Source organism: Nostoc sp. ATCC 53789 (assembly GCF_009873495.1).
GTDB classification, from domain to species: domain Bacteria; phylum Cyanobacteriota; class Cyanobacteriia; order Cyanobacteriales; family Nostocaceae; genus Nostoc; species Nostoc muscorum_A.
Genome location: NZ_CP046703.1, coordinates 6,599,978 through 6,624,642 on the forward strand (window position 1 = coordinate 6,599,978; position 24,665 = coordinate 6,624,642).

Sequence of the window (24,665 nt, forward strand, 5' to 3'; positions counted from 1 at the left end):
ATTTTTTATCTGTCTTAACTTCCTGCATTCAGATTACCCGATCGGTTGATTTATTCCTCACCCATTAGGATGAGCTAATGGAGTGAAAGAGCTGAAAAAGATCATTCAAAGTTACTAAGCTTGGTAAAAAATATTTGGGTATACCTCAATACAGTTCAGTTAAGTATTTCTTTATTCTCTCAGTGCCCTCTGCGTCTCTGTGGTTCGTAAAAATATTGACTTTGACAAAGAATTTTAGCCTTAACTAAACCGTATTAGGGTATACCTCAGTTAGCTAAGAAACGCTACATAACATATTACTAAAGACTTTCGAGAGCTTTGAGAACCTCTGCTGCTGACTGATATCGTTGAGTAAAATCGAAATGCGCCATTCTATTTAAAATAATAACTAACTCGTTTGTAGCCTCAGTTAGTTCGCGCCAATGTTGCCAAGTCTGTTGATTGCCATCAGCACCACCTTGAATAATTATTTCACCAGTATTTACATCTCTGCGATATTCTCTAGGATCTACCCCAGTTAAACCTTGAATTCCCATAATTCCCAACGCATAAATATCGCTGTTGAGTTTTGGCAAACCGCTCATTTGCTCAGAAGGTGCATAACCAGGCGTACCAATTGAAATAGTCTGAGCTTCTTGCTGCTGAGGATGAATTTGCTTAACAGCGCCAAAGTCAATTAAAACAATGTGTTGATCTGATTCTCGTCTAATCAAGTTACTAGGTTTGATATCTCGATGGATTACACCATAGCTGTGAACAAAAACAAGAACATGTAAAACTTCTTTGAGCATTTCCACAACTTCAGCTTGTTTTAGTCGCTTTCCAGAGGTTACTTCTTTGTCCATAGCGTGCCCTCGAACAAATTCTTGCACTAGAGAAAATTGCCGATTTTCTTCAAAAAAAGCTAGCAGTTGAGGGATTTGTGGATGCTTACCCAAGGTTTCTAAAATTTGTGCTTCAGCGTCAAATAATCGTCTGACGACATTTAAATATTCTGCATCTTGGCGGGGGGGACGCAACTGTTTAACCACACACTGCGGATTACCAGGACGCTGGATATCATCAGCCAAATAAGTATTACTAAATCCTCCAGAACCCAAGCCTTGAGTAATTTTGTAGCGGTTGTTTAGTAGAGTTCCTAGTGAAATTTCTTGCCCGATGGAATCAGCAATTACAGTTGGTGCTTCATTTGAGGCATCGCCGCGCTGCCGTAAAAGACCTTGCAATTCCACAATTAATTGTTGGTGTTCTTGAACCCGTTGGGTAATTTCTTGTTGCTCTTGTTTCGTTTTATAAGCACTATAAGCAAGAACACTCCCGGCGGTAAATACTAACCCCAAAGTCGGAGGTATTACCGGGAACCATCCAGCTTGGGTAAAAATGACAAAATTGCCTCCAAATAAGACTGCAAGGGCTGTTGCTCCTGCCAGTCCTAAGCCTAGTGGATGTTGAATCCGCGATACCAGCAACCCACCAACTACAGTCCATCCCCATATCCACAAGACTTTACCCCATTCAGGTAGAAACCAAAATAATGGCTGTTTGTTAAGAACAGCGCTGAGAATTTGACTAACGCTGTGGGCATGAATTTCAATTCCTGCCATTTTGCCGGAATTATCTGACTTACCAGTAGCAAATGGCGTGTTAAAAATATCATTTAAACTATTGGCTGTTGAACCAATTAAAACGATGCGGTCTTTCACCAAATCTGGTTTAACTTGATTTTCAAGTATTTCTGTAATAGTTACTTTCTGGGCAATCTGATGACCAGAATGGTAGTTAAGCAAAATTTGGTAGCCATTTGTATCTGCTTTCTGATAACCGCCAGCGTCGCTTTGTAGGGGTTTAAATACAGTATCTCGTAGTTGTAGTTCTTTTTTTGGAGTAAATTTTAGTTGGATGCCTCCAACTTCTAAGTATTTAAGTGCTAGTTGTAAGCTAAAAGAATAAGTGCTTTGACAGGAATCTGACTCTTCTGCACTTACCAATAATAGGTTGCGACGAATTGTCGCGTCAGTATCTTCTACTACATCATTAAATCCTACTCGCTCTGCTTCAATCCCCTTTGGGGCTGGTATTCCCGGATTGTTAGAACCAGAATGTTTACAGATAGGAATGATGATATCGCTCTGTTGTAGGCGTTGCAGTAGTTTTTCATGACCAGGTTGTACAGGTAAGTCACGGAAAATATCTAGACCAATGGCTCGCGGTTCATAAGCTTCAAGTTTGCCCAATAGTCGGTCTAGAAGTTCGCCAGATAGAGGCCAATTCCATTTTTGAATATCTTTTTCAGTTAAAGCAACAATCAATAGACGAGAGTCTGGGCCTGGGTCGCCACGTAATTGCATCATTTGATCGTAGACCTTCATTTCTAGAGGCTCGAAAACCCCAAGTTTTTGAATGCCTACTAGTAAAATTGTAGCGATCGCACTTGAAAGAATAACTGGTTGTCTAAATAAAGTTTTTAAGTTTGTAAGCATTTCTCTAGATAAGTTTTATTTTAAAATATACATATTTTTTATCCTAATTTTCACCATTGAAATTATTCTATGCAATTTGCAACTTTTCTCGAAATATGCAAATCCCCGACTTCTTTAAGAAATCGGGGATTTTGTTAATCACGAATGATTAAGTAGGGCTATATATGTTTAAGATAATGCACGATCGCTTCTGCTGTTGGCAAATTAGTTGCCAGCAAAACTTGATTAATAGTGCATAATCTGAGCAGTGCTTCTTCATTTGCCTGACCAGGCTGAGGTTGCAGCAAATCTCTCAGGAAAATAACTGCTAAAATTTCTCCCGCTCCAACTAATGAAGCAATTGTTTGATATCCTCCAGAAATCGGTGCTGGGGTTTGCTGACTAATAGTTATTCCTGCTTGTTGATGTAAGACTTCGCCAACAGATGGCCAGGTAATTGTAAAGCTCTGTGAGAAAAATTCCTGATGTTGAGAAACAAATTCAGCAAGTTCTGATTTCTTGCTCTCGTGAGCGATGAGTACTATGTTTCTTTCAATGATCACTTGGGGAGGCTCACTTACATTTATTTCTTCTGGAGTTTCATCAAATTGAGCCGCTTCTACTTCAGGAACCTCTTCAATAGTTTGACTGATACTCTCAGGAACTTCGCTTTCTGTTGTTTCCAAAGATTGAATATCAGCTAATTCAGAAACTTCACTTACTAGAACAACATCATCAACATTTACGCTGGCTTCTTCTGTAGTTGTATTATTCAAATCAATGTATTGATTGCTAGAAACTTCTGCAACGATATTATCAGGCTCCGTCAATGCTTCAGAAACTTCGCCTCCTGTTTCATCAACAGCAAAACTAGGTTCTACTTCGTTAATATTTGTGCTGTCTTCTGTCGTAAATAAAATATCTAAATCTGCTAATTCATCATTGATATCTTGTGTAGGTTGGCTCAATGTTTCTTGCGGCTGAATCTCCTCTTCTTCTGTAACTTCATTGACAAATTCGCCAAACTCTAAACTGACTTCTTCTGCGACTGGTGTATCTAAATCTACTACTTGATTTTCATTATGAGTAACTTCCAGAACGGTACTTTCTTCATCAGACACTTCGCCGAAAATATCACGCGGCTGCACAAAGGTGACTTCTGCTTCCAGCGCCGCCTCTAACTCTGCATCTTCTGGGGAGGTTGTTTCGGGAACTTGGTGGAAAATATCACGTGGCTGTACGAAGGTGACTTCTGCTTCTAGCGCTGCTTCTAACTCTGCATCTTCTGGGGAGGTTGCTTCTATATCACGCCGTTGCACGAAAGTAGATTCTGTTGCCAGTGCTGTTTGAAAGTCTGTAACCTCGTCGTCAGTGGCTTCTGGAAATGTAATTTCCTCTTCAGAAGTTTCGATGATATTTTCAGGTGCTGCGATCGCATCATCAGCTACAGTAAAAGAAACTTCCTCACCATTTTCGCTAACTTCTGGAATCTTTACTTCCTCAACATCTGCACTGACTTCTGGTGCAACTAACGCTTGCAAATCTCCAATCTCATCATGAACATTGTGTGGAACTTCGCTAACTGCTTCTGGTGACTGAATGATGTTTTCAGGGGCGATTATCTCAACAACCGGAATGACATCATCGGGTTGATTAGCAACAACTTCGGAGGTTTCGCTTACTTCTGGAGAAGGTGTTTCTACTTCGGGAGTAATAGGCGCTGAAACTTCGCTAACTAGTTCTGGGGATGGATTAACGACATTGGCTGCGCTGACACTTTCAGGCGATCGCGGCCGAGAAAACAGTGAAGGGTCTATAATTCTAAAGACTGTCTCTGGTTGCTCATAAGCGGGAGCAACTGCTTCTAAGATCAGAACGTAATCTGCAATCCTGATAATATCTCCATCACTCAAAGAATATGGTCGATCTTTTTCGGCTTGTTTTCCATTAAATATTGAGCCATTTCTACTGCCAAGGTCAGAGAAGTAGTAATTTCCAGCTTTAACAAAAAACTTAGCATGTACCCGACTAATATCAGGACTGTCTAAGACTAAATCAGAATCAGGAGAACGACCTATTAACCATTCTCCTCTCGTTGGAGTTTCTGTGGTCAGGTCAACTTCATTGACTTCACTTAGATTTGGTGAGTAGCTAACTTTTACTTTCATATTAATTTTTGGTTAATTTTATTGATTTCTGCTACCCAGCGCTGACGGGTAGTATGTTCTAAATTTAAAATATCATCTTGTGACCAGTGGAAATGATAAGCAATAAAAGCTACCTCCTCATATAAAGTATCGGAGGGGTAGCTTATGACTCCCCCGCTAGTTCTAGCTCCACAGAAAATTGGGTATTACAGTGGGGACATTGTGTCGGAATATGTACATCGCCTTCCTGATTGATTCGATTATAAAATTCTCGGAGATAGGCAATGTCATGTAGAAGAAGTTCTTCAAGTAAATCAGGGCTAACAGAGTTAAGACTGCCCAAGCGAGTAATAACCCGTGCAAGCATCACCAAAACACCGTAAGCTGGATTTTCCTGAACTCTGCGCTCTTGTTGCACCAAAATTTCATCTTTAGCGGTGGCTAAACGCATCACCCCATGACGATGTACCCGGTGTTCATTATCACTCAATCCTCTAGGAAGAGTGAAGGCAAATTCTGTGCAGAGAGTATCTTTCTTACGGCGCATAGGTAATTTAATTTGAGAATTGGGCATTGGGCATTGGGCATTGGGAATTGGGAATTAGAGAATAGGGGATGAGTCTTTGAACTCCATTAATGAGTCTTTGCTCTTTGCTCTTCTGCTCCCCACTCCCTATTTCCAATGCCCTATAACCCATGACCAATTCAATTATGAAGAACTGCTTCGGGAGAATTTACTGTATCTTCCGGTATGGAAGTTTCACCTTCCAAGCCATTAATTCGCCGATAAAAATCTTGGAGATAATTTAAATCTTGGGCAAAAAAGTTTTCTACTATTGCAGGAGTCACTTCTGATAAAGCACCCAAGTGAGTAATCACTCGTGACAAGATAATAATTGTGGCATAAACAGGATTAGCTTTAACGCGTGGGTCGCGCAAGGGTGCAATCTCGTCTATCGCCGTTGATAACCGCATTACACCTTTGCGGTGGAGGTTGCCTTCAGAGTCTAGATACCCCTTTGGCAGTGTAAATTCAAACTCTGTGGGAAACATACTTCTCCTAATTATTTCACGCGTTTAAATTCCTCAAAAGCAACCTCCACCTCCTCAATTTCGATGTCATGGCTGCGGGCGTTAACATCGGCAATTTTGTAACTTGCAGGCCAAGCACCGGCTAATTCAAATCTAGCTATTTCTTGATTTGCCTGATTATAAATAGACAAAGCAACAAGTCTACGTTGCTCAGACCAATTACCCTTTTCGACTTTTTCAAACCACTTCCAAAAATCCATAGAGTTGGTAGTACCTCTACGCAGAGTGAGATTACCACTCTTAGGATTGCTAGGAAGCTTAGTTCTCACCACCTGACCTTTTGATTGCCCTTTTTTACCCCAGGTTTGAGAAGTAACTTCAGAAATTTCAATTACCTCTTGGGTTCTTTTGAAGCCTTGACACTCCAAAAAGAAGCAATTGGCATCGTTTTGACCTTCTAGTGTCAGTTCTAAATAGAACCGATGGGCCGTAAGAACTTCTGGAATTCGGCTTGCGGATTGTACCACTGTTAATTACTGCAAATGCTAATTATTTGATTCGTTTAATTCCTTCGTGAACCAATTCAACTGTTTCATTTGCCATATCACCACCAGAGGCTGTTAAGGTAGGCCCGGTGTATTTACAGGGATAACAATTGACAATGTTCCAGCGTGCTTTTTCTGAGCCTTGTTGGTCATAAGCGACCACTGAACCAGTTTTACGATTCTGTGCCCACTGACGAGGATCACCCATGTCTTCGTTACACTTTTGATACCAAGTATAAAGGTCTATATCATCAGTGGCGATGACTTTTACTGTGATGTTAGTAAATTTAACAACAGTTGGTGTAGCTTGACGCATTAGTTTAGCGCCTTTAGATGAACCGTGAACTTCTTGTGCTGGAGTATTCTCAACGCCTAAGCCACTAATTTCTTTGATGAACTTATCAGTAATTCCATCAGCCTCGAAGTAAAACTTACAAGAGGTTAAAAATTCGCCTGCCATACTTTTAGACTCCTTTGTGTGTGGTTAATTTGGGAATTGGGAATTGGGAATGGGGAATGGGGAATGGGGAATGGGGAATGGGGAATGGGGAGTAGAGAGCAGGGGGAGCAGGGGAAGCAGGGGAAGAAGAACTATTGATTATTGAGCAATGCCCAATGCCCAATGCCCAATGCCCAATGCCCAATGCCCAATGCCCAATGCCCAATGCCCAATGCCCAATGCCCTATTCGTTATCTTCAATGCCATTCCATTGGCTGATGCGGAAAACAACAAATTCAGCCGGTCTGACTGGGCAAACACCGACTTCAATATATAAACGTCCTAAAATTCTGGTTTCTGGTGGGTTCAATTCTTCGTCACACTTCACATAGAATGCTTGTGCTGGAGATGCCCCAAACAAAGCACCTTCACGCCAGATGCGCTCTAAGAAGTTACTGACGGTGCGGGTGACACGTGCCCATAAATCTTGGTCGTTCGGTTCAAAAACTACCCACTGAGTTCCCAGTTCTAGGGATTTTTCGATATAGCTAATTAACCGACGCACACTGATGTAACGCCACTCTGTTTTATCTGGCTCAACTAGAGTGCGTGCGCCCCAAATGCGGATACCTCGGTTGGGGAAGTTGCGAATGCAATTTATCCCCAAGGGGTTTAATAGTTCTTGTTCGCGGAAGTTGGTGTCATAGCCTAAACCAATTACGCCTCTGGGAACTTCATTTGCGGGGGCTTTGTAAACTCCTCTGGTTTCGTCGGTGCGGGCCCAAACACCCATCACATGACCACAAGGAGGTACTAGAATTGGATTACCGCGATCGCGTGGATTGGGTACTTTAATCCAAGGATAATAAAGGGCCGCAAACATCGAACGACGGTTAAATCTATTCAACCACTCAACTACTTGCTGGGGTTTGACGGCATCCGGTGGCGCATCAAGTACAACCATGCGGTTGGGGGGGTTGGGAATATCGCCACTGGCAGAACCCTCACACATACTAATCATCAGTTCGATGATGCCGTGGACTTGATCTAAATTCAGTATCTGCTCTTGATAAGCCCGCATCACATCAGGACAAGCCAGCATTGTGATTTCATCAACTTCAAAGATACCGCGTACCCCGGTGCGATCGTCTCGAACCCCTTCTAAATTTTGTGAAAATCTATCGGGTGGAGCGGCAACAATGGGTGGCGCTAGTTCATATTGACCATTCACGGGACGACGAGCTAAAGGCTGTCCACTTTGAGTAATGTCTTCTACACTGACATACATCGAATTTCTCAATGCCGCTAACGCATAAGTCGCTATCTGAGCAGCTGGCTCGCGGTTCATTGTCAAGTTTTCGTATTGCTCTAAAAGTTCATCTCCCCGACGAATTTGAATGGTGAAATATTCACCTGTATTTGGAGGCGCTTCTCCTTCAGTACCTTCCGGTAAGGCGCGGGGTGAACCATCAATAATTACAAGATTTACTAATCCGCCTGATGCTTGCTCAGGACGTAAAGTAAAGCGCAGGGCTGGACGATTACCTCTAGAGTTGATTCTGAGAGTCGCCGGTTCTGGAGTTGCAGGTCTGGGTGCGCCTGGTAACTGAGTCCCAATGCTTGTTACCCAGCAACGACCGCCACCATTCATAAAGTAGCCGTAGACTGAAAAGGGTAAATAAGCGTTGAAGTCGGTGAAGCCGTCAGAATTGGGACGGGCAAAGTAGTTTAAATATTGCGTCCAAGTAGTTACTAGCATGGGCTTATATAACTCAGCCCCACCACGAACGTCTTCTGTAAAACCTACAAATCCGGCAACTGCTGTGCTAACACCTTCAATTGGTCGGCTACCCCGGTCAATTTCTTCGATGTAGACACCAGGAGCAAAGTAATCAAGTCTAGCCATGAAAGTTTCTCCAAGTCAGTAAAAATCTAATTATTCAGGAGTTAGAAATATTTCTTTGAAAGTATTACTTTGGTTATCTACCAATGCATTGACGTTTTGGGGTAAATAGCCAGGATGATTCAGAGTCAAAACATAATTACCTAAATGAAGGTCTTCAAAGAAGAACAGCCCTTCTTTAGTAGTTGATATGGACTTTTCAGTTCCCCTCACCGCTACTTCTGTCGCTACCAACGGCAGATTTGTCACCGCACTTTTGACAATGCCTGCGATCGCAACTCGCCTGGTTAATACTAGACTGTCACTATCACGAGACAATTGATTTCGTAAATTGAAAATTCGCTCCCAAACCAAAGGTACTGGCGTAGGTTGTGGCTCGAAGGGAATTGTAACTGTCAAATATAAGGCTGAACGCAATGGCACATTGAGAGCGCTCCATAAAGAGCCAATTTCAATTGGCGGCTCTAGGGCAACTGTCATGTTCAAATTACCATAGCCCCGTAATTCAGGAACCAAAAACTCCTCTTCCAAGGTGCGATGGCGCAACAGCACAGCCAACGCCTCACTGATAAAGTGATGCTCCCCTAAAGCTGTTCTATCCCAGGCTGTTAATAGCAGTGAAACATCAAACCAAGCGGGTGCCCAATTTACAGTGGCAGGTTGTAGAGCGCGTGTTAGCTTGCGTTCAACTTGCCTACCAGAATGTTGTACCTGCTTACTCTCACGTATATCAAAAATGTATAAATTGAGAGTCGGGCCTGCTCCCTCTTCCCTTCGATTACCAGGATGGCTAAAGTCAATTTGCTCTGTACTGGTAAGTGAGGTTCCTCCAGCTAGAATTTCGGCTAAAGTTTGAAGAACGAAGATAAGCATGAAGGTGTTCTGCTGGTAGCTAATCCAGATGCATCTACAGTATATGTATCAGCCTTCTAAAGGTAATTAGACTTTTGTCGATATTTTTAGATTGGGGATTGGGAATTGGGAATTGGGGATTGGGCAAAACAGTTCCGTTAGCGGATAGCTCAGGTTTAGCCCGTGAAGAGTTAGGAGTTACGAATTCTCCCCCTGCTCCGAATGGCACGCTTGTTAATCGCAAAGCCCTGATATAACTTGCTTTTTGAGTGTGGGGAGTGTGGGGGGTAAGACTTCTTCCCCATCCTCCCACACCTCCCACACCCTGCCGGCAAGGAGGTTCCAGCTTTTCTTGGTGCCATTCTCCCTTGCTCCCCTGCTCCCCATTTGAGTTGGGCTGGAAGATATTAGATTTTCGAAAATCCGAAAAGCAGTAACTTCAGTTTGTAGATTAGTCTGGAGCAGTTCTTAATAGGAGTGGCGAGATGACCACACCACAAAATCTATGCGTTGTAATAAAAAAATGCTCTACGTACCTATATATACTTAGAAAAATGATAAATATATATAAACGTAAACTTAATAATTCTTTGTATTGATTATCTAAGAAGATAACTTAATAAAAAAATAAACATTACTGAGACTGCATAAATTTATACTGGTCAGCAGAAGAATAAAAACATTTGGTTGCAAAAAGCGAGTGAAGCTATGACACTAGGCTTTTATGTACAAAAACTGGAGAATGGCTCGAATTATTTGAATTCCTCAGATATTCAGAGCTATTGTCAATTAGAGTCTGAACAGTTAACTAGTCAATATCCAATTTTTTTCGCTCGGATTGTATATCATGATTACTTGCTGAAAAATCATCAGGAAGTTATAAATTATGGTCAAGACCAAGCTCCTTTTTCCCATAAAACTTTAGCTTATTTGCGCTCTGAAGCATGGCTTACAGATTTTCCGCCTGCTTTGACTTTGCATGAATTTAAACTTAAGGATTTTTCATCCATTTCTTACATTTGCCCTATAGGATATAAAAATCAAAAACCTGAATACATTCAAATCATTACTCATAAACCTCTGTCAGAGAGCTTGCAATTATATGTAAAACGCTCTGCTATGCTGCTGAGTAAGTATGCAGATATTTACTTGGACTATGGAAGACAAAAAACTGAAATTCAACTCCTGGAAGATATCTTGCATCGAATAGGCCATCAATTGCGTAACGCTCTAGGGCTTATAGGATTGTATGCACATAACTTATGCTTAGGTTTAGAGGATAGTCCTTGGCAAGAGCAAGCAACAATCATCGGCGAAAGTATACAAGATTTAGATACTAATTTAAATGAGCTTATTGATTGTGGGCAAAGTGCAAAATTGAGAGTAAAACTTCAAGATTTAAGAAGTTTAGTTTATGAAAGTATCAAAAACTTACAGCCTCTAATTAATCAGAAAAAACTTAAAATATTGATTCCAGATACATCGACAATACTGAAGATAGACAAATTACAAATGAAACAAGTATTTGATAATATCCTCAGTAATGCCGTCCATTTCAGTCCTAACTCAGGAACTATTACCTGTAGCTGGCAAGTTTTTCAAGATGAAGTTTTAATTAAAATTTCAGATCAAGGGCCAGGATTATCACAAGAGGATTTACAAAAAGTATTTACCCCATTTTATTCCCGGCGCAAAGGAGGTACAGGACTAGGCTTAACTATTGCGAAGAAAATTATTTTGGATCATCAAGGAAGTATCTGGGCACAAGCCTTATCAGAAAATGGAGCGCAATTTTCTGTAATTTTGCCTCGACCAAGGAGTATGAATTAATTCGTAATTTGTAATTAAAAAAGATGGCTAATGATAGTAAGAAACTTTCGGTTTTGCTGGTAGATGATGAAGAACGCTTCCGCCAAGGATTACGTACTCTCCTGAATTTTTATAGTATTAATTCTGCATTACCTGTAGAAGTTATAGGTGATGCAGATTCTGTGGAGCAGGTTTTAAAGTTTACAGCCCAGAAGTGTCCAGATTTAATTTTGCTGGATATGCAATTGAAGGGATGTGATGGGATTACAGTTCTGGCACGTCTTAAGGAAACTGCTTACACTGGAAAAGTTTTAGTGTTGTCGGCTCATCAAGAAGACGACTGGATTTTTAGAGCAATGCAGGCCGGAGCCGCAGGTTATGTGTTTAAAAATCGTGTGGCAACACAATTGTGTGAGGCTATTGACACTGTTACAAGAGCGGAAATTTATTTACCTTCAGAAGTTGCTAGTCGATTTTTCCGGTTTTTTCAGGCTTATTCAGACTCTTGCCTGAAAGCATGTCATGAGGTGCATTTAACCGAAAGAGAGCAGGAAGTTTTATACTGGTTAACTCAAGGTGCTTCTAATGAAGAAATTGCTAAACATTTATATGTAACAGTTGCTACTGTTAAGGCGCATCTCACCAGTATTTTTGAAAAATTGAAGGTTACTAGTCGGACTCAAGCTATTGTGGCTGCCCTCAAGTTAGGATTAGTTCACGCTTGAGCGCGACGAAAGTAATCGGCGCAATTCACGAAACTTTTTGTATATGCCTTCATTTGAATCTTTTTATCAAGAATACCCCTGCTCGTATAATTCTCCCTTAAGTTGCGATCGCCCTTTCCAAACCGCGCAGCAAATCAAGGGGGCTAAGTTTTGCTTGGAATGTGGTTTTCCAGCAACTTTACCACAGGAGGCTGAGATTAAAGGAAGTCAGGGAACTTATCAAATAGCTAGTTTTATTGGTGTACGGGGTTTAGGCCGCTTATACTCAGGTGTTCAACTTAAAGATAAACAGCCTGTCATTATCAAAGAATACCTACTACCCAATCGTTGTTTTAATGAAAGCGAGACTCTGAAACGCAAAGAGACTTTCAAACGGGTGGGTGGGGTAAGTTTAGCCGATAGTCGAATTCAAAACTTTCGTCTTGTAGAAACTAAAGAAGCGATCGCAGATGAAAAAGGAGAACGCTGCTATCTAATCACTCAAGGAATCGAATCATCCCAAACTTTAGGGAAATATCTCATAGAAAAAGGAGCGATGACATCTATTGATGTGCGGGAAGTATTAAATCAAAGTTTACAAACTCTCCAGTTTCTCCACACCCAAAAGCTGCGTTTTCCCTCAAATCAAGTACAACTGGGTATAACTCACGGCAATATTAGCTTAGATAGTACTTTAATTAAACTAGAAAATAATCAAAAATTCTCTATATACTTTTGTGATTTAGCAACCTGGGAAAACTTATTTATTCCACCTATTATTCCTCAACCCGCGCCTGCCAGACCTGAGCAAGATTTAGAATCATTAGGATTGCTAGCCTTTTATCTATGGACAGGACGGACAACTAATTTTTTATCCAACCAGCCTCTCGACCCTAGAGATAATCAACAATGGCCGGATACCGATAGCCATTTAAAGCAGTTTATTTATCGCCTCATTGGTCTAGAAACTCCTTTCGAGAATGCGGAAACGGCTCGTCAAGCACTGCTGCAACTTCCCAAAGAAGAGCGTGGCAAAAGTTCAGTGTCATCGCCAGCTTCTCAAGCAATAGAAAAACGTTTACCAATGCCTTTAATCCTGATAGGAATTCTGGCTTTATTACTACTCGGCGGAGGAATTTTGTATTGGTTTTTGGGCAAGAAAACAGATAGTCCTAATCAATATATATTATGGTCTAGACTTGTGCGAAATTTCTCCGAAGTTCCCAATGTTCCTGCCGGGCAATTTACTTACACAGGAGAAAAAGACAGTACGTGGAGTTATGTTTTAACGCAATCAGTAGAAAATAGTCGTTTAGGAGAGTTATTGACCAGACCAAAGCCAGATGCGACAGCAACATTTAACTATCAGTCTGTTTTGTCAGCAAACGTCAAGAATCCGATTAAAAGTATCGAAGAAGTTGAAACAAACAAAAAAGATTTTGCAATTACTAGTTTGGTAGACAACATCACAGATAAACTTTCTAAAAAACAAGTTGCTTATGATGGATTAATTGTTTTTGTAGCATTTAATAAGAGAGACTCAAATCTTGCTAATGCTCTTGGAGGGCAAATAAGTCTTGAGCAATTGCGTCAAATTTACACAGGTAAAATTACCAATTGGCAACAAATTAGTCCGAAACTTCCAAATTTAGCTGTGAAACCTTTTGCTCCAACAGAACCGGAAGCAATCAGTAAATTTCAAGAAATAGTTCTCAAAAACGTCCCTCAAGACGAAGCTTTATTTGCAGCAAATGTTACTAAGCTGGATACAACAAAAACCCAAAATCAGATACGCAGCGAGACTCTAGATGGGCGAACCACTGGTATTATCAGTTTTGGCATTATCAGTAAAACTTCGAGTCAGTGTACTGGTTATCCGCTAGCGATCGCAGATGGCAAAAAATCAGCGATTCAACCTCTGTTTCAACGGCGCGATCGCCGCTCAATTAATCCCTCAGATGACTTGTGTCAACATGATGATTATTATGTTGATGTCACAACATTCCAAAGCTACCCCTTGGGATACCCTATTTTTGTAGTGTACCCTAAAGACACCAGTCGCCTGCCTGGTGGTTCTACATTTGCCCAGATGCTAACCACTCGTCAAGGTCAGTGTTTACTTAGTAAAGTAGGTCTCGTAGCTTTACAACCTATGCCTGATGATATAAATTCCTATGCCTGCAAATCGGTGCCCCAATCCTAGTTGCGAATATTTTAACCGCGCCCTGCCTAACAATGCTAAGGTTTGTCCCTGGTGTTCCACTCCTGTGGGTAATGTAGTTTCCTCAACACCACAACAACCGCCTAGTCAACCACCACCTATTCAGCAACAACCTAGTCAACCACCACCTGCTCAGTATCAACGACCGCCTACAGAGCAACCTAATTACCAACCTCCCCAACAACCCCCCGTTGATTATTCAACAGTCTATCAGCCACGAGTTTCTTATCAACCAACACCGCCTGCTTATGTCCCTCCGCCTCAAAGAGCGCCAGCCTTAAAGCTGATTCATACTACTGGCAGAGAATTTCACCTCGTTGGGGAAGGAGGTTATATTGGTCGCCGCAGTCAAAGTCCAGGAATAGCGCCGCCAGAAATTGATTTGACCGGCATTCCCAGTGAGGGAATAGTCTCTCGTCGTCATGCGCGAGTCGATTGGGACTGGTCGCAAAATGCATACATGATTGTTGATATGAGTACAAATGGTATTTATTTAAACAACAATCCTCTCACTCCTGGTATGCAATATCGCCTGCTTAATGGAGATTCATTGCGATTTGGTCAGGACAACCTAGTTAATTTTACGGTGTATATAGCGTAGCTAAAAGCTATCAAATTTCCTGGGGTAGTTGATCGATCAGCTACCCTTAAATTTTGGCGATGCCTCATTACAGTATTTATATGAAATAAAATTGCGAAGATGAGAAAATCGCACTCGATCAACCTTCTTATTTGAGCGATCGCATTTTTGAGTCAGAATGGAGAACGCGATCGCACTATCCTTGGAGTACATTTCTTACGTTCCCAAGCTGGGCAAGATCAAGCCTGATGATTAAGCCTACCTCATTGCCTTGATTAATCCAAGATTCATACGCAGCTAGCCTTTGCTTGCCTATGTCGCTGCCACTAACCATACTCTCCATGAACTTGTCAGCCGTTAATCCAGGCTCGTCTAGCCCTATCGGCAGAATAAATACACCTCTGCTTTCAAGGGCTTTTAGCCAGGCGATGTGTTCTGATACGATCTCTGGGGCAATCACGCCAGATTTGTTCTTATTCACGCTACTAAATGACTTACGCCACGCCGTCAAGCCCTTGGCTTGTAACACGCCCCATGTGCCGCCTAACGCTGCTCCAAGGAGTTCTACTACACTCTTGACTACTGCCGCTCCCTGTGGGTCTACTTGCACATATCCCTTTACTCTGCCATTTTGCTCTCTTGTATGTAATGCCTGATAAATATCATTGACAGCAGCCAACATGTCTGCTTTATTTAAATGTTCCCCTTGCCCCGCTGGTCTTACATGCGCCCCTGCTTCATTCGTTGCTGCATTCCAATCTACACTGACCAAACCGTAGGATTCCTTATGGATTCCGCTGACCTGAGTGCTATCAAGAGCGCGTTGGACAACCTTAGACCCATGCCTGATATGCTTTTCATGCGGCTTGCCTCTTGTTGCTTTTTGAACCATCCTACCTGACTGCTGCACAACATGGGTCAACTCATGCGCCAACAACTCTTGACCGCCGCGACTCCCTGGATTATATTCTCCCTGCCGAAAGAACACATCCTGTCCCGTTGTGAAAGCACGCGCTTGAATTGACTGATTCAACTGGTCAGATTGACCATCGGTGTGAACCTTCACCCCACTGAAATCTGCGCCAAACGCCTGTTCCATCGGTTCGCGGATGTTGTCTGCGATCACCTGTCCACCCCCCCGCGCTTGGTTAATGGACGCTTCTAGGTCAGGCGCAGCAGCCATCCCAGCCTCACCCTGACTCGGCTTCATCTGTAATTCTTCCTCATCCTCTGGCAATGCTTCTCGTTGCAATGTGCGATTGTCCAGAGATTTCATCTGTAATTCTTCTTCATCCTCTGGCAATGCTTCTCGTTGCAATGTGCGATTGTCCAGAGATTTCATCTGTAATTCTTCCTCATCCTCTGGCAATGCTTCTCGTTGCAATGTGCGATTGTCCAGAGATTTCATCTGCAATTCTTCCTCATCCTCTGGCAATGCTTCTCGTTGCACCAAAGGCGTGATGGAATTTGCCAGAGGTTTCATCTGCAATTCTTCTTCTTCCTGCGGCACTGCTTCTCGTTGGATAGACTGACGATTTCCAGGTTGTGCCATTCTTTGCATTACCTGTTGTGCTACGCTATCAGCTTCCTGTTCGTAAATGTCTCCAGGCTGGCTAATTGAGAGTTTTGCTTGCGATCGCAGTGGTATGCGGCTGATATCGTGAGTAAGTGGCTGATTAAGTGGTTGTATTTCAGGAACAGTTTGGCGTGAAATTGCCGACGACTCCAAACCAAAGCCGGGTGTAGGGTGTTTCAGGGATGGAATTGAGAAGTCTGTAGTAGTTTTCTTCTGCCGGCTGACGTGTTCTCTCATTTTCTTCTCCTGTTTCCCAAGCAGTAGTTAGATGAATAATACGCTGTTACTTACATCGATATTACAGCGATCGCACTTGTAACACAATTCCTCTAAGGTAAGGGATTTTCAGCGAACGTAGGGGTGCAAGGACTTGCGCCCCTACTAAGTTCGACTTTTGGCTACTTTTGATTCTGATGCAGTACCTTTAGCCTGGATTTAGGGAGAGTTTTTTTATTTATGGACTCAAAACAGCAACAAAGTTTTTTCACCTTCGATGGAGATGTAGGCGGTACTGCTGGCTACGCTGGGGTTTCGGTGGCATCTGATGCTAGCAAGGCAGCTATTGCTGCGGGTAAATACCTCAACGATTCACGGCTGATGAACCAGCTTACAGAACGCGTATATAAACTTATGCTAGAAGATTTGCGATCGCAGCGCGAAAGAATAGGTAGTTATGATTCTCAAAGGTGGTTGTGATGGCTACAGGCGCTAACAATGGCAACATTACTCACGAATTAAATTATGTCACTACTAATCGGTTCTACGTAGAGATAGATAGTTCTATTGCTGCATCTTTCGCTGAATGTTCAGGATTAAGTGTTCAAATTAAGAAAAATGTTTTTCAGGAAGGTGGTGTTAACGACCAGCAAAGAATTTATTTAGGTCATACAGAATTTGCAGACATAACTCTTAAACGAGGATTTACCGATCATCCAGGTTTTTGGAATTGGATGAATGCAGTTTTTGATGAAAAAAAGAAAACATCTCGACGCAATGTCAATATTCTGATTTTTAATCAAGCCGGTGAAACGATGATGAGTTGGACTTTGATTGGTGCTATTCCTATAACCTGGAAAACACCAGCACTTCAAGCAGATGGAAAGGCAGTTGCGATTGAAGAATTAACTTTAGCTTATGAAGGTTTACAAGTTGCAAGGTCTACAGGAGGAGGCTCTTCTGTACAACGAGATCAAAAATCAGGATATTTCGTTTCTAGCTAATTGGCTACTCTTAAACTATCACTATGCAAATTATTCAATCTTCACTAGGAAACAATATTCATCCCCTTGGGGTAATATCATCTTTATATAATTTTCAGGGAATAATATTGAGAAAAGAATCTCATTCTTTGCATTCACGAAATAATTTTATCAGTACAATCCAAACTAAACCACCATTAGTCAAATCCTCTAAATTTTTCTTGTCTCGTCAGTATGAACCATCGATTGAACCATTAATAGGTTGGGATAGTTGGGATGCTCAGGATATAACTAGTGATTTTAGTGAATTTCCGTTGATTGAATTTGATGCTTCTGATTCAATAGCTGCATTAGACAATAGCAATGAATCAGTAAAAAATAGTATTCCAAAGATAATGCCAACTCCCATCGAGACAAATACGAGTAATGGCACATCTCAAGAAGTAAATATAAAAAATAAATCTAAGCCAAAAAAAACAAATAAATCTCAGAAACCACTAGAAAAAGAACCAAAGTCAAAATCTAGAACTAAAAAAGCTATCAAATCATCTACGGCTAAAAACTTTGAGCCAATTGTTGATAAAACTAATATTCATCTTAACAAAGATAACTTATTAATATCAGATGAGTCTATGCCTATTGAGGCTAATTTGGAAACACCAGATTTACAACTAGATATTGTGTTAGACACTACTACAAAGGATCGTAATTCTGTCAGTACTCCAACCGTAGATACTTCACCTAGCTTTCAAGATAAATCAACTTTATTCGAGAATTTTGCTACCGATGATCTGTCAGAAAATTCTGAGCTAATATCTAGTTTTTCTAGTACAGGTTTGTCTTTAACAGAAAATACTTTAACATCGAAAGAAAATATTGAATTAGACGATGGCACAAGTGAATTAGTCAACAGTTCATCTATAGAAATTCCTTCTAAAAGGAATACAGAAAAAATATTTATACCGGATAGTAACTTTACAGATAATGAAGAAAAACTAATACCTGAAGTCTCAGCATCAGTTAATCTGTCAGGTATGCAAGTTAGCCAAACGCAACCACAACAAGACATTGAAAGAGATCAGGTTCCGTCTATAGTTGACAATAAAAGCAGCGTAAGTCAGACAAATTTAATCCAAGCAAAAGAGATTTTACCAACCTTAAACTCTCTATCGCAGGAAGAAGAATCACCAAATATTAATACTAAGCTTGAGGAAGTTACAGCTATTGATGAAGCAGAATTAATATCAGAAAAAAGCACAAATAATTTTGTCACAGATAATCCTGTCTCTGAGAATTATTTAACTTTATCTTCAGCACTTACTTCATCTGAGGTTGATAATTCACATACTTTACTCCATTCTTTGGAGAATGATGAAAATACCGTAGAGACGGATGTTACTTCGTCTAATTCTGAGTCTTCAGTTGCAAAAAATCCTATTACAGTACAACAAGAAATCGATCCTGACTTTTCACACAATGTAGAAAAAGCAACGCAAAATCTAACCCCTCAGCCCCCTTTACTAGCAGATAATGGGGAGATTTTACAGCCTTTATCCTTTCAGGATCAAGGTTTTCTAGATTCTATGAAAAGTCAGGAAATTGATTCCAGTGTTACGAGTGAGTCTCCAGATATTGTGCCTGTTCAGTTAATACCTACCTCAGCAGTTATTGAAGACACACCTAGTTTATTCAGCAACCCTGATAGCGATGAACAGTTAGTAACTTCAGAATCACAGTCTGCGATGGTGGTTCATGTCTCAGATATCTCAGCAAATGTGACTTCACTACAACGTGATAGCAATATTCAAAATCCTGGTAGCGAGTTTACAGAAAGTCAACCCATCTTAGCAGCACCTGAAATTGCTGAAGCACCAACAATTAGCGCCACATCACCTGAGATTACTGAAACACCAACAGTTACCGCTATTTCCCCTGAAATTGATGAAGCATTGGTAGTTAGCGCCACATCGCCTGAGATTGCTGAAACACCAACAATTAGCGCCATTTCCCCTGAAATTGATGAAGCATTGGTAGTTAGCACCAATTCGCCTGAGATTACTGAAATACCAACAATTAGCGCCATTTCCCCTGAAATTGATGAAGCATTGGTAATTAGCGCAAGTTCGCCTGAGATTACTGAAATACCAACAATTAGCGCCATTTCCCCTGAAATTGATGAAGCATTGGTAGTTAGCACCAATTCGCCTGAAATTGCTGAAACACCAATAGTTACCGCCACATCACCTGAAATTGATGAAGCATTGGTAGTTAGCGCCAGTTCGCCTGAAATTGTTCAGAAAACAAGTATTTTTAGGGAAATTATTGATAATGAAAAAACAGTAGAATCAGAAAATCCTGAAATATCAACCTTTGCTGATACCTGGGATAATCCAGATATTCTAGACAACCCAACTTCTCCACAAGATGAGGTAAGCACAGCACCTAAAGTTGAGCAAAATGCGATCGCAGAAAATTTGCCCGCGCCTAAAGGTTATGCTACTGGTGGTCATGTTACAGACTCCCGTGTTGAAAATCGCCAGCAGATAGCACCCTCCGATACAGTACCTGCAATGCTTACGCCTGGAGAGTTTGTGATTAATACCAGGGATGCACAGAAGAATCTACCCCTACTACATCACATCAACACGGGTGGAACACCGCACGATATTATTCTTCCAAGTTTACAAACACCCAATCCCATAGAACCAGAAGCAACAATTTCTCCAGAGACTCCGACTAAAGTCGATTCTTTTTCAGACACTTCATTACAGCTAAAAAGCGCTGAGACTGATTCACCTGAGATATCAAATTCTTTAATTCCTTCTTCCTTCGGGTTGAATAGTAATAAACAGAAACTTTCTATCCTCAATTATCCCCAGCTTCATACTCTTCAAAATGAAACAACAGATGTCGGTGAATCTTCACCTCAATACTCATCGCCTCCCCTGATTTTCCGAAAAGCAAATTCCAGCACACATACGCCTTCCCAATGGTCAGATACACCTTCTCAATGGTCAAGTGTAGAAGATTTACTAAATGGAAATAATGATGATTTTACTAGCTTTAATTTTAATGATGGGGAATCAAACAGTCAAAATTATGAATTTTCTCATGTTTCAGAATCGCCACAAGTTTTTGCTAAACACCTTCCTTCACCGAGAGGCTTTGCTAATGGTGGAGAAGTCACTCCACCCGACATATCTAGAGAAATACAACCGATAACTGAAACCATAGAGAGTGTATCCTCATCTTCTCTAGGAGATGAAAAAGATGATACAGCTGATTTGGAAGCTCTAGCTCGTGAAATTTATCACAGATTACGACAACGGATAGAAATTGAACGAGAGCGTCATGGCGGTTACTCCGGTCGATTACCTTGGTAAATTTTCATTCAATAATTAATTTTAGGAGAAATATTCAAATGGCAAGTCCAGCAATTATTGTTATTCAAAAGCTTAAACCACAACTTGAGAAAGCCAAACTTGTAGCTTATAACAATGAAGCGCCAGATATTGAATTAATGTTTAATCCTACAGATATTAGTTTTGCTCGGACTGTTAAGTGGGAAAGTAAGGATGGGAATAGAGGAACCACTCTACTTCCGAAAGTAAACTTTTCTGGCGTTGAACCTTACAAATTCACCCTTAAACAGTTACTCTATGATACTTATGAAACGAAAGAGTCGGTGATGAAAAAGTACATAGATAACATTAAAAAAGGTGTAGAAACTATCAGTAAAGCAACTGATAAACGACCACCTGTTTATATATTTACATGGGGAGATGAATATTTTTATTGTGTAATCACGAGTTTAACATACACTTTAAATATGTTTTTGAGTGATGGTACACCAGTCAGGGCACTGGTAGATATAGCCTTGCAAGAAGTAGATAAAAATAACCTGCCTGGAGGACGTAAATCTGATTCTAAAGGCAACGCTCGTGCAACAGATAAAAAGGGTCAAAAGCTGAGTAAGTAAAAGATATAAAGTAATAAATTAGTATTTACTTTGTCATTAAAGGCTGCTCTAAACATTTTATAAATTATCAAATAATAGTTATGCCTCCTAAAAAAAGCCTTTATTTAAGCGAACCTAAAATACAGATAGATGGACAACCTGCTTCTCCTGAATTAATGAAGGATTTGTTGCAAATCACAATAGAAGAAAGCCTTCATTTACCAGCAATGTTTACGCTAGTAATCCATAATAGCTATATTCCCACATCTGACCGACCAGAAAATAAGGCTTGGCGACATGAGCAGTTGTTTAGAATTGGCAAAAAAGTGAAGTTGGGTTTTACTTCGAGTACTACTCTAGATAATAATTTTCAAGATGAGGTAGAAAAAATCCTAATTGAAGGCGAAATTACCGCGATGGAAGTTCACTTCAATGAAAAATCTGAAGCTGATATCATTGTTCGTGGTTATGATATTTCTCATCGTCTTCACAGAGGTCGTTATAATCGTTCTTTTTTGAATGAAACTGATAGTGATATAGTCAAAAAAATAGTTCAGGAAGTAGGTATAAGACCTGGCAATATTGATTCAACAGGCGAAGTTAATAAGTATGTTTTTCAAGAAAACCAAACTAATATGGAGTTTCTACGGGAAAGGGCAGCCCGTAACGGTTTTGAACTATTTATTACAGAGGATAAGATCAATTTTTGTAAACCAAAAGTTCAGGAATCTCTAGCATTAGAATGGCTAGATGATATTAGTAAATTTAGTACCCGCGTCACCAGTGCTGAACAGGTGAGTTCTGTGGAAGTACGTGCCTGGGACTATACTCAGAAAAAATTGATTAGCCAAACAGCTAACAAAGAAAAGCAAGTAACCGAGACAGGTAATCAGCTAGGAAGTAGTACCAGTACTGCATTTTCTAATCTTAAGTCTCCCAAAATGATTGTTGTAGATAAGCCTGTCGCCAGTCAAAAGCAAGCAAAAGCTATGGCTCAGGCTTTATGTGATGAATTGGGAGGAGAATTTGTTTATGCAGATGCTAAAGCAGCAGGGAATCCTGAGATTCGTCCTGGACGAGTTGTTAAGCTTCAGGGTATGGGCGATCGCTATAGTGGTAAGTATTATGTTACAGAAACCCGCCATTTCTTTAATCAGCGCGTTTATGAAACTGAGTTCAGCGTGCGGGGACTACGTTCTGGTAACTTATTCACAACCCTATCTCCAGAAAAACGTCTACAGCCATCTGAGACTTTATTAGTGGGAATTGTGACTGATAATAAAGACCCAGAGAAAATGGGCAGAGTGAAGGTCAAGTTTCCCACTCTCACAGAAGACCATACAAGTGACTGGGCGAGAGTTGTAGCTGTGGGAGCAGGCCCAAACAGAGGTTTTGACTGTTTACCAGAGGTAAACGATGAAGTTTTGGTAGGTTTTGAACATGGCGATATCCATCGTCCCTATGTCATTGGCGGGGTATGGAACGGGAAAGATGCACCACCGGAAAAGGTGAGTGATTCGGTTACAGGTGGTGTCAGATTACGCACAATTAAAACTCGTGTTGGTCATGTTCTACAGTTTGTTGAAGAGGATAAAGGAAGTAGTAAAAAAGGTATTCGCGTAGAAACCACAGGCGGTCACAAAATATATCTCAATGATAGCGATCGCTGCATAGAGATTGAAACCACAGGTGGTCATAAAATCAAAATGGACGATATGGGTAAATCTGTTTCAGTGAAATCAACAGGTAATATGTCATTAGATGCTGCTGGAAATATAGACATTACAGCCAACGGCGTGATTACAGTTAAAGGTGCGATGATTCGCCTTAATTAATTTTCTATGTTTTTTCTCAGCGCTCTCTGTGCCTCTGTGGTTTAAAAGTAATTTATCTAACCACAGAGACGCAGAGAACACAGAGGTAAGAGATTAAAGACACTATTAGGAGGTTGTGATGGGTAAACCGGCAGCAAGAATTACTGATAATGTGGCGCACCCTTTACCCCCAGTCTTAACAGGGGGGCCGGGTAGTCCCAATGTATTGATTGGATCTTTACCTGCGTGGCGGGGTGTGCTTGCAGCAGCAGTACCAGCTTTACAATCCGCCAAACAAATTTCTGATACGGCTATCCAAGTGGCTGAGGCTGCTACCCTAGCGGCGGCAGGTACACCAGGGGCACCTGCTGCTTTAGCCGCCGAACAAACTACAAAGGCAACATCAGCAGCTACTATGGGTAGTGCGATCGCAGCAGCAGCAGCAGGAGCTGATATTCATAATTGCGCCACACCTTTACCCTTACCTCCTCACGGCCCTGGGGTTGTGATTGACGGTAGTCAGACTGTGCTGATTAACAATCTACCCGCCTCTCGGATGGGTGACACTGTTTTAGAAGCATTAGGGCCGCCGAATAAAATTATCAAAGGTGATTTTACCGTTTTGATTGGCGGCTGATTGGAGAGGCAGGGGGAGAATGATTTGTAATTGTAATTTGCCATAAATTAAGATTCATAGATGAGTCTTTTTTACTCATGGACGAGTCTTTGAACTCCTTTAATGAGTCTTTGAACTCCTTTAATGAGGCTCAGAACTCCATTAATGAGTCTTTGAACTCCGTTAATGAGTCTTTGAACTCCATTAATGAGACTTTTTTACTCGCGGACGCAGCATAGATTCAAACTCCATTCCCCATTCCCCATTCCCCATTCCCCATTCCCCTATCTCCTCAACCTCGACCTTTGGCGAATAGGCTTAAACCTTCTGTGTCGATATCTTTGAAGATATCCATGTACAACTGTCTAAGTGCCAGATATGGTTTACGGTCGTGAACGAGCCTATTTGGGAACAGGTTGGGCTTATCCACTGCATTTAAGTGTGCAAGGCGGGATACAACTTAGCCGTGAAGATCAAAAAGTTAAAGAATCTATTTGGATTATTCTCCGCACCGGAGTAGGTGAGCGGGTTTATCGACCTACCTTTGGTTCGCGCTTGTCTGAACTGGCGTTTGCACCTTTAAGTAGCGATACCCTACTGCGAATCCGTCTTTATGTCTTGGAAGCTTTAGAAGTTTGGGAACCACGCATTACTATCGATGAAGTTGTCACCGATCCTGACCCTGTGCGTGGCAGAGTGGACATCATTATCAATTATCGACTCAAAGACGGCCCCGATATTTATAGTTTTGTTTATCCTTATTATTTGGTTTCAGCTGGGGAGGAATCGTGATCCGAATTAAAAATTGAAA

22 protein-coding genes are annotated in these 24,665 nt (G+C 41.1%); 12 read left to right on the forward strand and 10 right to left on the reverse strand.

What is annotated here, in order from left to right; translation table 11 throughout:
- Window positions 1-299 precede the first annotated feature (299 nt).
- The 9 genes from GJB62_RS27350 to GJB62_RS27385 form a co-directional block, all read right to left on the reverse strand.
- The gene (locus tag GJB62_RS27350) at window positions 300-2,480 is read right to left on the reverse strand and encodes a CHASE2 domain-containing serine/threonine-protein kinase (protein WP_114082352.1); all 2,181 of its coding nucleotides are present in this window, start codon (window positions 2,478-2,480) and stop codon (window positions 300-302) included.
- A gap of 158 nt (window positions 2,481-2,638) precedes the next feature.
- On the reverse strand, window positions 2,639-4,627 hold the full coding sequence (locus tag GJB62_RS27355) for an FHA domain-containing protein (protein ID WP_114082351.1): 1,989 nt from the start codon (window positions 4,625-4,627) through the stop codon (window positions 2,639-2,641).
- Window positions 4,624-4,806 (reverse strand): DUF6760 family protein, encoded by a 183-nt coding sequence (locus GJB62_RS38230; RefSeq protein ID WP_114082361.1) that lies wholly within the window; start codon window positions 4,804-4,806, stop codon window positions 4,624-4,626. The genes GJB62_RS27355 and GJB62_RS38230 overlap by 4 nt, the downstream gene beginning before the upstream one ends.
- On the reverse strand, window positions 4,770-5,153 hold the full coding sequence (locus GJB62_RS27360) for a phage tail assembly protein (RefSeq protein WP_114082360.1): 384 nt from the start codon (window positions 5,151-5,153) through the stop codon (window positions 4,770-4,772). Before GJB62_RS27360 ends, GJB62_RS38230 begins: the two co-directional genes overlap by 37 nt.
- A 158-nt stretch (window positions 5,154-5,311) precedes the next feature.
- Window positions 5,312-5,659, reverse strand: coding sequence for a hypothetical protein (locus GJB62_RS27365; RefSeq protein ID WP_114082350.1), 348 nt, complete (start codon window positions 5,657-5,659; stop codon window positions 5,312-5,314).
- Window positions 5,660-5,670: 11 nt separating this feature from the next.
- Window positions 5,671-6,165: a phage tail protein gene (locus GJB62_RS27370; protein WP_041565926.1), complete on the reverse strand. Its 495-nt coding sequence runs from the start codon at window positions 6,163-6,165 to the stop codon at window positions 5,671-5,673.
- A gap of 22 nt (window positions 6,166-6,187) precedes the next feature.
- Entirely contained in the window at window positions 6,188-6,643 is a 456-nt protein-coding gene (locus GJB62_RS27375) for a phage tail protein (RefSeq protein WP_114082349.1), read from the reverse strand.
- A 223-nt stretch (window positions 6,644-6,866) separates the two neighbouring features.
- A complete protein-coding gene (locus GJB62_RS27380; protein ID WP_114082348.1) occupies window positions 6,867-8,528 on the reverse strand; it encodes a phage tail sheath C-terminal domain-containing protein in 1,662 nt (553 codons plus the stop codon).
- A gap of 30 nt (window positions 8,529-8,558) precedes the next feature.
- Window positions 8,559-9,398: a Pvc16 family protein gene (locus tag GJB62_RS27385; protein ID WP_114082347.1), complete on the reverse strand. Its 840-nt coding sequence runs from the start codon at window positions 9,396-9,398 to the stop codon at window positions 8,559-8,561.
- Window positions 9,399-9,472: 74 nt separating this feature from the next.
- On the opposite strand from GJB62_RS27385, the gene GJB62_RS27390 reads away from it, so the two are divergent.
- The 5 genes from GJB62_RS27390 (at window position 9,473) to GJB62_RS27410 (ending at window position 14,712) form a co-directional block, all read left to right on the forward strand.
- A complete protein-coding gene (locus tag GJB62_RS27390) occupies window positions 9,473-9,634 on the forward strand; it encodes a hypothetical protein (RefSeq protein ID WP_159402592.1) in 162 nt (53 codons plus the stop codon).
- A gap of 451 nt (window positions 9,635-10,085) precedes the next feature.
- A complete protein-coding gene (locus GJB62_RS27395) occupies window positions 10,086-11,207 on the forward strand; it encodes a HAMP domain-containing sensor histidine kinase (protein ID WP_114082346.1) in 1,122 nt (373 codons plus the stop codon).
- Between the two features lie 23 nt (window positions 11,208-11,230).
- Window positions 11,231-11,911, forward strand: coding sequence for a response regulator transcription factor (locus tag GJB62_RS27400; RefSeq protein ID WP_114082345.1), 681 nt, complete (start codon window positions 11,231-11,233; stop codon window positions 11,909-11,911).
- 43 nt (window positions 11,912-11,954) lie between these two features.
- A complete protein-coding gene (locus GJB62_RS27405; RefSeq protein ID WP_114082344.1) occupies window positions 11,955-14,093 on the forward strand; it encodes a substrate-binding domain-containing protein in 2,139 nt (712 codons plus the stop codon).
- The gene (locus GJB62_RS27410) at window positions 14,065-14,712 is read left to right on the forward strand and encodes an FHA domain-containing protein (protein WP_114082343.1); all 648 of its coding nucleotides are present in this window, start codon (window positions 14,065-14,067) and stop codon (window positions 14,710-14,712) included. The genes GJB62_RS27405 and GJB62_RS27410 overlap by 29 nt, the downstream gene beginning before the upstream one ends.
- 175 nt (window positions 14,713-14,887) lie before the next feature.
- Here GJB62_RS27410 and GJB62_RS27415 read toward each other — a convergent pair whose 3' ends face one another.
- Window positions 14,888-16,504 carry a DUF4157 domain-containing protein gene (locus GJB62_RS27415; protein ID WP_209271458.1) on the reverse strand — a complete coding sequence of 539 codons (1,617 nt, stop codon included), beginning with the start codon at window positions 16,502-16,504 and terminating at the stop codon, window positions 14,888-14,890.
- Between the two features lie 219 nt (window positions 16,505-16,723).
- Here GJB62_RS27415 and GJB62_RS27420 point away from each other — a divergent pair, with 219 nt between their 5' ends.
- The 7 genes from GJB62_RS27420 to GJB62_RS27450 all read left to right on the forward strand — a co-directional run bounded on the left by GJB62_RS27420 (window position 16,724) and on the right by GJB62_RS27450 (window position 24,646).
- Entirely contained in the window at window positions 16,724-16,963 is a 240-nt protein-coding gene (locus GJB62_RS27420; RefSeq protein ID WP_114082342.1) for a hypothetical protein, read from the forward strand.
- Window positions 16,963-17,487, forward strand: coding sequence for a phage tail protein (locus GJB62_RS27425; protein WP_114082341.1), 525 nt, complete (start codon window positions 16,963-16,965; stop codon window positions 17,485-17,487). The genes GJB62_RS27420 and GJB62_RS27425 overlap by 1 nt, the downstream gene beginning before the upstream one ends.
- Window positions 17,488-17,510: 23 nt before the next feature.
- Window positions 17,511-20,849 carry a hypothetical protein gene (locus GJB62_RS27430; protein ID WP_114082340.1) on the forward strand — a complete coding sequence of 1,113 codons (3,339 nt, stop codon included), beginning with the start codon at window positions 17,511-17,513 and terminating at the stop codon, window positions 20,847-20,849.
- Between the two features lie 38 nt (window positions 20,850-20,887).
- Window positions 20,888-21,445, forward strand: coding sequence for a hypothetical protein (locus GJB62_RS27435; protein WP_114082339.1), 558 nt, complete (start codon window positions 20,888-20,890; stop codon window positions 21,443-21,445).
- Between the two features lie 80 nt (window positions 21,446-21,525).
- Window positions 21,526-23,259: a VgrG-related protein gene (locus GJB62_RS27440; RefSeq protein WP_114082338.1), complete on the forward strand. Its 1,734-nt coding sequence runs from the start codon at window positions 21,526-21,528 to the stop codon at window positions 23,257-23,259.
- A 118-nt stretch (window positions 23,260-23,377) separates the two neighbouring features.
- Window positions 23,378-23,875: a PAAR domain-containing protein gene (locus tag GJB62_RS27445; protein ID WP_114082337.1), complete on the forward strand. Its 498-nt coding sequence runs from the start codon at window positions 23,378-23,380 to the stop codon at window positions 23,873-23,875.
- Window positions 23,876-24,232: 357 nt separating this feature from the next.
- Entirely contained in the window at window positions 24,233-24,646 is a 414-nt protein-coding gene (locus GJB62_RS27450) for a GPW/gp25 family protein (protein WP_114082336.1), read from the forward strand.
- Window positions 24,647-24,665: the final 19 nt, after the last annotated feature.